Raw genomic sequence first — 11,095 nt, 5'->3', positions numbered from 1 at the left:
TATTTTTTAGTCTCTCCTTATCTTAACATATCAGTAGTTTGTTACATTACTAATAAATTAATTTGGGATGGTAGTAAATGAGAATATATATATACAATAATAACTTCTCGGAACAATCTGTGAGACAAATGGAGACAATTATCACGTTCCTTGAGTGCGATAAAATATTCGTAGATAAGAAATGGGAGAATAACTTAAAAGATTATTCTTTAGTAGAATACATGGATTTCCAAGAGTTTGTGAATATCAGTGGAGAAAAAGGGATAGTGTATTTTAATATTATTGATGGTTACCACTTAAAACAATATAAAAACAACAACGTTAAGTTAATATTTAGACCTAGGGGAATAATACCTGAAGAGTCATACTATAAAAACAAAAATATTTTTAAGAAATTTGTATTAAATTTTATAGAATCAAAAGTCATGAAGTATACTGATTTCTTTATCTTTCTTAGCGAGAATCAGAAAAAACACTATTTAATGAAATATCCAAAGCTCCAAAAAAATATGGACAATTCTACCATTCTGCCAAATGTTAAAATAACAAGTAATAATTTTAGTGATTTATCAAGAGGAGACTCTAAATTAAAAATAGTTTATTCTGGAGGCTTTTCTAAATGGCAAAATATAGATTTAGTTTTTAAGGTAGTAAGTAAAATTATTTTTGAGAATAAAGCGTGTGAATTTACAGTACTTACTTTTGATGAGAACTTTAAAAAAGCCAAAGAATTGGCTGATCTTTATAATATAACTGATAACTTATGCTTGAAGTATGTAACGCCTAAGGGACTAGACGAAGAACTTTCTTATTATGATATTGGTATAATTATACGGGATAATAATATTATAAATGTTGCTGCATCACCGTTTAAAATAATTGACTATATCTCTAATGGGCTCGCAGTAATTGTAACTGAAAATATTGAAGATCAAATAAAGAAGATAATAAATCAAGATTATTTCTTTAGTTTAAATTATAGGGATGGAGATATAACATTTTCTGAAGAGCAACTTAGTAATTTTGTAGTATCTATGACTGACGGTAAAAATAAATTATATATTTTAGATAACTATAAGAGTTATGTTTCTGAAATAGAGAAAATAAATCTTGAAGGGATCTTTAACATAGAGTAGGTGGAAAGGTGATAGGGCTAGCTTTAATTATACATGCATTTATTTTGGTTTTAGGGCTAACAGTTGCATATTTAGACTATAAAACTAGAAATAATGCTAAGTTAACTATTTTCTTAGGTGTAAATCTAATATTCATTTTTATTTACGCAATAGTTCCAATTGTTATGATTAGTAATAACTTTTTTATTGGAAGGACAGACTTTTATCTTGTTTCTACTATAGATAAAGAAAATGAATCATATGTTTTTGCAAGCATAATTATACTGATTGGTTATTTGTGTTTGCTTTTAGGGTATTTCTTTACAAAACCATATAGAAAAACCTATGCAAATGTAGACTTTTCAATTAGTTATTTGCGGATTATTGGGTTTATCTTACTATTAGTCTCATCAATTAGTACTCTATATATATCTTCCAGTCTTGGGGGACTCCTAAACTCATTAAACTATATTAACGCGTTAAGGGCTGGAGATATAAATGTAAATAGTTCATTTTTTTTATTATTACCTTTATCTATAGCTTCATTTTTAATTTACGTATCTCTCCAATTAAAGAAGATTAATGTGCTATCAATAGATTTTTTATTTTTGTTTTTTGCTTTTTTAAATTCAGTATATTATGTATTATTATTTGGTGGAAGACTACCGCTTGCGCTATTTTTATTGATTATTCCAATGTTTTTAATGGATAAAAATTCAAAATTTAACATCAGAAACATTTCTATAATTTTATTTATAGGAATTATACTTTTAAATTATTTAGAAGGCTTTTTTCATTATATTACAGGAGAGGATTATGTAGCTAGAGGTGTATTTGATAATATCCCAAGACTTTTTGCACAGTTTAGTTTTCCATATATCAACACCTTAAAGGTACACGAATTTACCTATGGTAGGGGAGAGTTTAGATATTTTATAGATTTTATTGGATGGATAATTAATTATATCCCTAAGAATCTTTCTAGCGTGATAGGATTAGACCAAATTAAACCATCTTATGTTTTAAATTCTGAAAATCACTTAACGAGGGGAATACCAACAGACATTATATCATTTGGATACTATCAGTTTGCCTTGCCAGGTGTTATAGTGGTCAGTTTTTTGTTTGGAGGACTTGTTGGTTGGTTTGATAAGTTATTTAATGCAGTTAATCAAAACTATTTTATTATTTTAGCAAAGGTAAGAGTTTTTCAAGTTCTCTCTTTTTATCCAATGTATGCAGATATTGAAGCCTTCATGAGGAGAAGGATTGATGTAGTTGTTATTATAATTATATTAATTCTATTATCTAGAAAAACATTGCTTAGAAAAAAAGGTATTAAAAATTCTAAAATGGATTTCTAAGTGTAAGTGTCAAATTTCTATTCCAATCCGTCACACTAAGGTTATCAAATTATGATAAGCGATGGAACGAGATGATTATTAACAATACTTAAAATTATTTTAGAATAACAGAATATTCACCTAGCGGAACAGTTATAGGAGAATTAAATGAAAAATAAGCTCATAAGGTTAACAAAAAAACCATTTGTACGTAATGTAATGATAGTAGCAACTGGTACGGCTGCTGCACAAGCTGTAACAATGGCATTTGCACCTGTTATTACCCGCATTTATGGACCGGAAGCCTTTGGTATTTTAGGAGTATTTATGGCTATGGTAGGCATTATTGCTCCGTTAGCAGCCCTAACATATCCTACTGCAATAGTGCTTCCAAAGGGTGATAGTGATGCAAAAGGCATAATACGCATTTCTTTATATGTTTCAATTTGTATAGCGACGATTACAGCTTTAATATTACTCTTTTTTAATAGACAATTAGTCTACTTGTTAAAGATAGAAGATATCGCACCATTTTTATATTTGATCCCACTAGTAATTTTGTTTTCGGCTTTTCTCCAAGTAGCACAGCAGTGGTTAATACGTACAAAGAAATTTCGGGTCACTGCTAAAGCTGCGTTTTTAAATTCTTTAATTTTAAATATTGCAAAAGTAGGTTTTGGTTGGTTTTATCCAGTAGCTACAGTTCTTGTTATATTAGCAACTCTAGGGAGCGCTATACATGCGTTAATGTTAATTCTAGGGATACGTCGTTTAAACTACACGCAAATAAGAGGGTCATTTGGGTTCACAAAACTTAAAGTGTTAGCTTTAAAGTATAGAGATTTTCCAATTTTTAGAGCGCCGCAAGTTTTTACTTATGCAATTTCACAAAGTTTACCTATATTATTATTATCAAGTTTTTTTGGGCCTGCGTCAGCTGGACTTTATTCTATTAGTAGAACAGTGTTAGTAATGCCAATAACATTAATAGGAAAGTCGATAGGCGATGTATTATACCCAAAGCTTACTGAAACTTTCAATGATGGAAAAGGTATTACAAAAATGATAGTAAAAGCAACCTTAGGACTCTCAGCACTAGGAATTATACCTTTTGGAGTTGTTATAGCCTTTGGCCCCTGGCTTTTTTCATTTGTTTTTGGGTCAGAGTGGTTATTAGCAGGTGAATATGCAAGATGGCTAGCTTTTTGGTTGTTTTTTATGTTTATTAATCGACCGAGTGTTATTGCGATTCCAATATTAGGGCTCCAGGGTAAATTTTTGGTATATGAAGTTTTTAGTATCTTATTAAAAGTAATTGCAATTTTGTTTGGATTTTTTTTCTTTGACAATGATATTCTCGCTGTCGCTTTATACTCAATAGCTGGTGTAATTGCATACCTATTTTTGATTTTCTGGGTAATTAAAAAAAGTAAATCCTTTGTAAAAGGCCATAGAAGTCTGTAAAGATCATATTTATATTGCTATATTGATATAGTATAAAAGTTTACTTATTGAATAACAGTAAATATATAGTGAGAAGAAGAAAAATTATTGAGTTAGGGTGTGTATCCATTTTATGGCAATACTAATCACTGGAGGGGCAGGTTACATCGGGTCACACACAGTAAGACATTTTCTTGATCAAAATGAAGATGTTATAGTAGTCGATAATCTGCAAAGTGGACATAGAAACTCTGTCGATGTCGAACAGTTTTATCAAATTGATCTAAGAGATAAAGAAGCATTGGATAAAGTGTTTAAAAGTCATAAGATTGAAGCAGTTATTCACTTTGCTGCCAACTCCTTGGTTGGAGAGAGTATGGACAATCCTTATGAATACTACCATAACAACGTTTACGGTATGTTGTGTCTCTTAGATGTAATGAAAGAAAATAAGGTAGATAAGATTGTATTCTCATCGACTGCAGCTACCTATGGTGAACCTAAGAATATTCCTATTCAAGAGGAAGATGAGACCGATCCAACAAACACCTATGGTGAAACAAAACTTGCCATGGAAAAGATGATGAAGTGGTTTGATCAGGGTTATGGAATTAAATATGTTTCATTGAGATATTTTAATGCGGCAGGAGCTCATCAAAGTGGAAATATTGGTGAAGACCACGAGCCAGAAACACATCTTATCCCTTTGATTTTACAAGTGCCACTGGGTAAACGAGATAAGATTTACATGTTAGGTGATGATTATCCTACTAATGATGGCACATGTATTAGGGATTACATTCATGTCATGGACTTAGCCTCTTCTCATTATTTAGCATTAGAGTATTTAAGACAAGGTAATTTAAGTGACATATTCAATCTAGGCAATGGAAATGGCTATTCTGTAAAAGAAGTCATTGACGTAGCACGGAAAGTAACAGAGCATGCCATACCAGCTGAAATAAAAGAGAGAAGAGCAGGGGACCCAGCTGTTTTAATAGCTTCATCTGAAAAAGCTAAAAATGTATTAGGATGGAGGCCACAATTTGATTCCTTAGAGAAGATTATTAAGGATGCGTGGAACTGGCATAAGGGATATCCAGAAGGGTATAAAAACAAGTAGTATTTTATTTATATTACTATTTGTAAGACCCGTATGTGTTTTACTACAGCATTTTAATTTGTTATAAAATTCTTCTGGTATTTAATGTTAAATCAGTAGGTAATGAATGAATACTAAAAAATTTGCTTGCTCAATTTCCAAATTATCTACTTTAATGCTTCCTTCATAAATAGAAGAGGTATATAAGGCAATAACACTATATACTTTATCTCAATTTGGATATTCATGATAATATTCTTTTCCTGAAAAGATATTAAGAAGAGAGAGTTCTTTAATAGTAATACCTAATTCTTCATAAAGTTCTCTTTTAACAGTTTGCTCAAAGGTTTCCCCTAACTCCATATATACACCGGGAAGCCCCTAGTTATTTGGGGAAGCAGAGGGACGGTTCGGGACCAGTGAAAAAGTCACCAAAAATATAGTTCAGCTTAGCTTTCTCACATTCCCTTACCTTTAAATGAAAATAAAATAAGTGCTAAAAACCCTGATATAATTGGTTTTTAGCACAGAAAAACCCCCTGAAATGGTATAATAAAGGTACGACCAAATACCAAAATAACCATTAGGGGGTCTACTCATGCTTCGACAAGAGCCAAAGCAAATGAGCTTTCATACTGATTTATACAACAAAATACCAGAAAATCATATGTTAAAAAAGGTTGCTAGAGTAGTAGATTTTAGTTTTATCAATGAGTTACTGGAGGATACATATTGTAAGAACTTCGGGCGTCCTGCGAAAGAGCCGGAAATGATGTGTAAGCTTCTCTTCCTACAATATATATACGATATCTCTGATGAAAGAATGGAAACGGAAGGGAATTTAAACCTTGCTTATTTGTATTTTATTGGGCTCAATCCGGAAGATACCCTTCCAGATAAAAGTCTTCTTTCAAAATTCCGGACACACCGTGTTGGAGAATCCACTCTTGATGAAATCATTAAAGAAATTGTCAGACAGTGTGTAGAAAAAGGAATTATCGAATGTAAGACTGTCAGTATAGACGCTACCCATATTAAGGCAAACACAGTAAAGAAGACACCCGAACGTTTAATGAAACACTTGGCTAGAGAAATCATTCATACATATGAAGAAGAAACAGGACAACCTTTAGAGGGGCACCTGAGGTGCCTGAATATCAAGAAATCCCAGACCATAAAGAAGCAAAAGCTGTGATGAAAGGCTATGTGGAAGAAGTCATCGAAAAAGTAGAAAAGTCTCCTTCTTCTAGTGAGTTACAAACGGGTGAAGCAATCAAGAAAACCAAACTAATCATAAATGATCCGAAGTTTATAAATCAAAAAGGTATACGCTCTATGGTAGATGAAGATGCGAGAGTGGGTCGTAAAAGTAAAACACAAAGTTTTTACGGTTATAAAACGGAGTTTGTGATGACAACAGATGAACGCATTATCACTTCAGTTAGAACAGCAGACGGCTCATATATGGATGGTAACTACGCAAAGGACATGTTAGAAGATACAAAGAAATCTGGTATGAGACTGGAAGAAGTCTATGGAGATAAAGCTTATTTTAGAAAGTCTATCCTAGATGTTGTAGAAGAAATGAAAGCAAAGCCTTACATACCAGTGAGTTCCTTAGTTTATAGGATTGATGAAAGTAAATACAGCTATAACAAAGATTCTGATGAGTGGCAATGTAATCAAGGGAATACGACGGTAAAGAAGAAGCATTATGTATCAAATAGGAAAGACGGAAAAAGAGAAGGCTACAAATACTATTTCGAATTAAACCAATGTAAGGCATGTCCGTTACATGATGAATGTACACAAAAAAGAGCACGAAGAATCCTTACTGTTGGTAAGAATACAACTGAATTCTATGATATTTCTCAATATCAAAAAACAGACGAGTTCAAAGAGAAATATAAAAAAGAGCGTCTATTGAAGGGGAAAACGCTGAACTCAAGAGGTTTCATGGCCTATCTCGTGTACGGGGATATGGTCTATTAAATGTGTCAAAACAATCAAAGTTAGCTGCAATAGCAGTTAACTTAAAGCGGATAGCAGCAATCGTATCCTAAAAATATAGAGGATAATCATAAGATTATCCCCACATTCACCAGATCATTTGTAATATCTGGGATTTTTTAATTTATAAGCAGTTTTTTTAAACACTACTTTATCACTGGTCCCGGACGGTTCTTTGCTTCTTTCGCGGTTGAAAAAGGTCGATCGGGGATGGTTTGGTGCGTGTGGGGACATGGGGACAGGTCTGTTCTTTAACCTGGATTCTCTAAATGTATAACGATAACTTCGCCTAAACACTGAAATGAGAACTTTACCTTTATTAAAGGTGATATCTCTGATAAGGCGATGATTACTAGCACCTTTGAAGAGTACAAGCCAAACGTTGTGGTAAACTTGGCAGCCCAGGCAGGAGTTCGCTATTCCATTGAAAATCCTGATGTTTATATACAAAGTAATGTGATCGGCTTTTACAACATCCTTGAAGCCTGCAGGCACAATCCAGTAGAGCACTTAATCTATGCTTCATCAAGTTCAGTTTATGGCGCGAACAAAAAGGTGCCATTTGAAGAAACCGACTTTGTAGACAATCCCGTATCGTTATATGCATCAACTAAGAAATCCAATGAACTGATGGCTCATACTTATAGCCACTTATATAACATTCCAGCTACTGGTCTGCGCTTCTTTACAGTTTATGGGCCAATGGGAAGACCGGATATGGCCTACTTTGGGTTTACGGATAAATATTTTGCTGGTGAACCAATTAAGATCTTTAATAATGGCGATTTTGATAATGATCTCTATCGTGATTTCACGTATATTGACGACATCGTAGAGGGAATTGAGAGACTGATCGGGAAACCTTCTGAAGAAGATGTTCCTCACAATGTCTTTAATATTGGAAACAATAACCCTGAAAAGCTGATGACGTTTATTGGAACACTTGAGAAAGCGTTGAGTACAGCAACCGGAAAAGAAGTAGAATTTAAGAAAGACTTCGAACCGATTAAGCCAGGAGATGTGCCAGCTACGTATGCATCGACTGACCAGTTATATGCGGCGGTTGGATTTAAGCCGAAGACTTCTATTGAAGAGGGCTTGCAGCAGTTTGCTGATTGGTATGTAAAATACTATAAGGTGAGAAGTAGGTCATAGTATACCAATAATCAAATCCCTGTGAGCACTATTATGTTGGTGCTCACAGGGGTTTTTAGTTAATGTTTTACGAGTTCATCTATGAATTGATGAGCTTTTTCTAATTGTTTAAACTCCTTATTTGTTAATACCTTAGCATGAGCAATTTTATTTCTAATGGGGATAGTCGAGATTAATAGTTTTCGTTGTGCATGCTCTAACTTAATTAGGATATTAGGATACTTGAATAGCAGTGAGATTAAGTCATGAAAATAAGCATTCGAGTAATCATATCTTATTTGCAATGCTCGTTCCCAATCCTTCCCATAATCGTTCTCCATACGATATCTAATAAACCACCGAAGATTATTTTCTAGTTCATAATGCAACCTATAAGCCTCAACCATAAATTCTGTACGCAAGTCCATACATAATCCTCCCAAATATTTACTTCAATTATATAGTAAGTATACTTTAGAAATTAAGGAGAAGCATGGAAGGAAACTGGGTGATTACCAGGAAGAAGCTACCCTCCCACTAGAAACTATTCCAGGATCAGCAGACTTTGGATCGGCACCGTTTAAATACCAGTCAGAGGTGATTGACCTTCCATATTTAGTGAAAGGGCAAAGGAGATCGGGATCTCACCAACACTTTTGAACGCTTTGTTGTTACATCATGTATTTTTAATTAAACGTTTATTTAAAATTGTTTTTTTAGACAAGTTTTGTGAGGGGGAAGCATGGGGACGGTTCTCTTGCTTCCCAGTCTGGACTGATGTTTTGACAGTCTAATAATCTTTCATGATGTATGATCATATGTAAATTAAGTTGTATATAAAATAATATTTATACACAAGTAATAGGAATCCTGTTGAACAGTGACATCCATGCAGAAAGAACGACTGTCAACGGCGCGATCAAAGATAGAAAGGTGGAATCAATCGACCGTCTATTGGAAGTCAACAACCCAAGCCTTTATTGAGAGTTTGCTGACATATGAAGTGCGGGTAGAGGTAGCGCCGTCTATCTTACCAAAATGGACATTTACCGACCGATTTGTTCAAATAGTTGAAGTTGGAAGTATAAATCAGGAAGACTGGATCCCTTTTCTATATAATTGGAAAGAATAGCATTATTTTGAAATCGGCAAACCAATAAAAGATTATGCATATTAATCAGATTAATATGCATGATCCTTACAGTCTAAGGATGGGGTTAACACCCATCCCCTTAAACCGGCTGCTTTTTAAAGAATCAATGTCGATACCATTTTTTTCAGCAATCTACTAACTTTCCCTTGATTTCAACAGCCGGTACTTAATTAAGTATTATGTGTTTTAATGAGGGGTACGAAAACTGGTGAAGTAAGAAAAAATCTATAAATGGAAATTCGGGGTTGAAAGTAAAGTTTGTTTTACGTTACAATAACCTTAAGGTAAAGTTAACTTTACCAATACTGCGGTAAAGGAATTAAAATATTATGCACAATAATATTAAGGAATTTAGAGAAATGTTTGGTTTTTCCCAAAGGGAATTAGCTGTTAGATTGAATGTATCGAGACAAACTATCATTTCAATTGAGAAAGGTGGGTACAACCCTTCACTAGAACTAGCATTTAAAATATCTAAAATATTCAATTGTAAAATTGAAGAAATATTCATTTTTGAAGATTAAAGAATAGGGGTTATTATATGACTAAAGTAAAATTCAAAAGATTACTTGCTACTTGCTTTCCTTTTTTGATTCTACTATTTTCATTATTTTTTTTATTTAGAGGTGATTACTTTTTTGTCTGGGGTTTAGTAGTATTTTCATTGGCTATTGATAGTATAGTTGATCTTAGTGTTATTGGGGTTGATGAACCTGAAGACGAAAGGATAAAACATGTGAAAAATAAAAGTGCTGATTTTTCTTACAGACTAACAGCATCTAGCATAGTGGTATTCGTGGTAATACATAATTTATATACAGAGTTAGATGCCTCTTTTATTTTAAATTTCCTGCTATTAGTAGCCTTTTTATCTTACCCTATAATGACATCTATTATAAATAAAAGCACCTAATAAAAAATTATTAGATGCCATAATTTATTCCTTATTGGGGATGTACTCCAGTATAGGTGACGATTGGTTGTACACCAGTGAAGCGGAAGTAGACACCACTGCCTTGGTTTGTAGCCGTAATTACTCCGGCAGCTCCACCTAAAGCAATTGCTAATGTTTTTGCCACAGCCTTAATAATAGCTGTCGGAGCTGAAAACCAAGGAGCCCAAAGTGCTGCAATTGCAGCACCACCTGCACCCGTGCCCAAGGCTTGAGCAGTAGTTCTAGTATGATTGTCGTTTAAGTAGATTCTATAACCCCACCACAATACGTCAACTCCAGTTCTTCCTGCACTCATAATATTCATTCCATCATCATTTTCAGATTCATTAGAAAATGATATGACATCTCCATTTATTTTTGCTTTAGAGAGTTCTTCATTACTAACCTCTTTTAAAGTTGAGTTAATTTCATTTACTTTATGTTTTATTGTTTGAAATTCTTCATTACTAACTTCTTTTTTAAGGTCACTGACATTTGAAATAACGTATCTTTCATTTTCCAGACTAATATATTTATCAGCTTTTTCTATGACTTCATGACTAATTTCTTGAGCAATATTCATGTTACCGTTATTATCACTGCTACTTGCTTGTACTTGATTTAGGTTTGGCGCCACTAGACTGAATAACATTAAAAATGACAAAGCTATTAAAGTAAATTTAAATTTCATTTTTATTCCCCCTATTTTTAAACCATAAAGAAATTGTTTAAACTTGTTTATACTAGTATTTCAGCAGATTCATGTTGTTTCAAAAAGAAGTAAAGTTAATCATGTAAAAATAACTTAACATAACAACAATCTTCGATACTTACAAAAAAGTCATGCCATATAAGAAGTAG

At 33.1% G+C, this 11,095-nt stretch carries 8 protein-coding genes and 3 pseudogenes; 8 read left to right on the top strand and 3 right to left on the bottom strand.

Annotated elements, in window-relative coordinates:
- Positions 1-77 precede the first annotated feature (77 nt).
- The 4 genes from CDZ94_RS12350 (at position 78) to galE (ending at position 5,024) form a co-directional block, all read left to right on the top strand.
- The gene (locus CDZ94_RS12350) at positions 78-1,136 is read left to right on the top strand and encodes a glycosyltransferase family protein (RefSeq protein WP_096437456.1); all 1,059 of its coding nucleotides are present in this window, start codon (positions 78-80) and stop codon (positions 1,134-1,136) included.
- An 8-nt stretch (positions 1,137-1,144) separates the two neighbouring features.
- Entirely contained in the window at positions 1,145-2,479 is a 1,335-nt protein-coding gene (locus tag CDZ94_RS12345; protein ID WP_096437454.1) for an O-antigen polymerase, read from the top strand.
- A gap of 147 nt (positions 2,480-2,626) precedes the next feature.
- On the top strand, positions 2,627-3,922 hold the full coding sequence (locus CDZ94_RS12340) for an oligosaccharide flippase family protein (protein ID WP_096437450.1): 1,296 nt from the start codon (positions 2,627-2,629) through the stop codon (positions 3,920-3,922).
- 112 nt (positions 3,923-4,034) lie between these two features.
- On the top strand, positions 4,035-5,024 hold the full coding sequence (gene galE, locus CDZ94_RS12335) for a UDP-glucose 4-epimerase GalE (RefSeq protein ID WP_096437448.1): 990 nt from the start codon (positions 4,035-4,037) through the stop codon (positions 5,022-5,024).
- Between the two features lie 210 nt (positions 5,025-5,234).
- Here galE and CDZ94_RS21980 read toward each other — a convergent pair.
- Positions 5,235-5,369: pseudogene (locus CDZ94_RS21980) on the bottom strand (NUDIX domain-containing protein); the annotation flags it as partial.
- Between the two features lie 232 nt (positions 5,370-5,601).
- On the opposite strand from CDZ94_RS21980, the pseudogene CDZ94_RS12325 reads away from it, so the two are divergent.
- Both CDZ94_RS12325 and CDZ94_RS12320 read left to right on the top strand, forming a co-directional pair.
- Positions 5,602-7,063 (top strand): annotated as a pseudogene (locus CDZ94_RS12325) (IS1182 family transposase); the annotation flags it as partial.
- A 253-nt stretch (positions 7,064-7,316) separates the two neighbouring features.
- Positions 7,317-8,168 (top strand): annotated as a pseudogene (locus tag CDZ94_RS12320) (GDP-mannose 4,6-dehydratase); the annotation flags it as partial.
- A gap of 59 nt (positions 8,169-8,227) precedes the next feature.
- On the opposite strand, the gene CDZ94_RS12315 reads toward CDZ94_RS12320, so the two are convergent.
- On the bottom strand, positions 8,228-8,575 hold the full coding sequence (locus tag CDZ94_RS12315) for a hypothetical protein (RefSeq protein WP_096437442.1): 348 nt from the start codon (positions 8,573-8,575) through the stop codon (positions 8,228-8,230).
- 1,054 nt (positions 8,576-9,629) lie between these two features.
- Here CDZ94_RS12315 and CDZ94_RS12305 point away from each other — a divergent pair.
- Complete coding sequence (locus CDZ94_RS12305; RefSeq protein ID WP_096437438.1) at positions 9,630-9,824, top strand: helix-turn-helix transcriptional regulator; 195 nt, start codon at positions 9,630-9,632, stop codon at positions 9,822-9,824.
- A gap of 17 nt (positions 9,825-9,841) precedes the next feature.
- Positions 9,842-10,213 carry a hypothetical protein gene (locus CDZ94_RS12300; protein ID WP_096437436.1) on the top strand — a complete coding sequence of 124 codons (372 nt, stop codon included), beginning with the start codon at positions 9,842-9,844 and terminating at the stop codon, positions 10,211-10,213.
- 31 nt (positions 10,214-10,244) lie between these two features.
- Here the strand turns inward: CDZ94_RS12300 and CDZ94_RS12295 are convergent, their stop codons facing one another.
- A complete protein-coding gene (locus CDZ94_RS12295; RefSeq protein WP_096437434.1) occupies positions 10,245-10,925 on the bottom strand; it encodes a hypothetical protein in 681 nt (226 codons plus the stop codon).
- Positions 10,926-11,095: the final 170 nt, after the last annotated feature.

Origin of the sequence: Alteribacter populi (assembly GCF_002352765.1) — a bacterium.
Lineage (GTDB): Bacteria > Bacillota > Bacilli > Bacillales > Salisediminibacteriaceae > Alteribacter > Alteribacter populi.
The sequence above is the reverse complement of the archived record's forward strand: the minus strand, read 5'-3'. Positions and strand labels throughout refer to the sequence as shown.

Coding starts and splice junctions, on each gene's coding strand:
- galE (WP_096437448.1), top strand. CDS start 4,035: ATGGCAATACTAATCACTGGAGGGGCAGGTTACATCGGGTCACACACA.
- CDZ94_RS12315 (WP_096437442.1), bottom strand. CDS start 8,575: ATGGACTTGCGTACAGAATTTATGGTTGAGGCTTATAGGTTGCATTAT.
- CDZ94_RS12300 (WP_096437436.1), top strand. CDS start 9,842: ATGACTAAAGTAAAATTCAAAAGATTACTTGCTACTTGCTTTCCTTTT.
- CDZ94_RS12350 (WP_096437456.1), top strand. CDS start 78: ATGAGAATATATATATACAATAATAACTTCTCGGAACAATCTGTGAGA.
- CDZ94_RS12340 (WP_096437450.1), top strand. CDS start 2,627: ATGAAAAATAAGCTCATAAGGTTAACAAAAAAACCATTTGTACGTAAT.
- CDZ94_RS12305 (WP_096437438.1), top strand. CDS start 9,630: ATGCACAATAATATTAAGGAATTTAGAGAAATGTTTGGTTTTTCCCAA.
- CDZ94_RS12295 (WP_096437434.1), bottom strand. CDS start 10,925: ATGAAATTTAAATTTACTTTAATAGCTTTGTCATTTTTAATGTTATTC.